The following is a 536-nucleotide window of genomic DNA, read 5'->3' as shown; positions in this document are numbered from 1 at the left end:
TGCATGGTAGAGGAGCGTTCTGTAAGCCGTTGAAGGTGAGTTGAGAAGCTTGCTGGAGGTATCAGAAGTGCGAATGTTGACATGAGTAACGATAATGGGGGTGAAAAACCTCCACGCCGAAAGACCAAGGGTTCCTGTCCAACGTTAATCGGGGCAGGGTGAGTCGACTCCTAAGGCGAGGCCGAAAGGCGTAGTCGATGGGAAACTGGTTAATATTCCAGTACTCGCTTATATTGCGATGGGGTGACGGAGAAGGTTAGGCTAGCATGGCGATGGTTGTCCATGTTTAAGGTTGTAGGCTGTGTTCTTAGGCAAATCCGGGAACACATTAAGGCTGAGAACTGATGACGAGTCTCTACGGAGATGAAGTAGTTGATACCCGGCTTCCAGGAAAAACCTCTAAGCTTCAGATATGAGAGAATCGTACCCCAAACCGACACAGGTGGTTAGGTAGAGAATACTAAGGCGCTTGAGAGAACTCGGGTGAAGGAACTAGGCAAAATGGTACCGTAACTTCGGGAGAAGGTACGCCAATG

General features: G+C 49.3%; 1 rRNA gene. It reads left to right on the top strand.

Features of this window, described 5'->3' with window-relative positions:
* Positions 1-536, top strand: a 23S ribosomal RNA gene (locus JFU56_RS22385); the annotation flags it as partial.

This window comes from Moritella sp. F3 (assembly GCF_015082335.1).
In the GTDB taxonomy this organism is placed as follows: domain Bacteria; phylum Pseudomonadota; class Gammaproteobacteria; order Enterobacterales; family Moritellaceae; genus Moritella.
The sequence above is the reverse complement of the archived record's forward strand: the minus strand, read 5'-3'. Positions and strand labels throughout refer to the sequence as shown.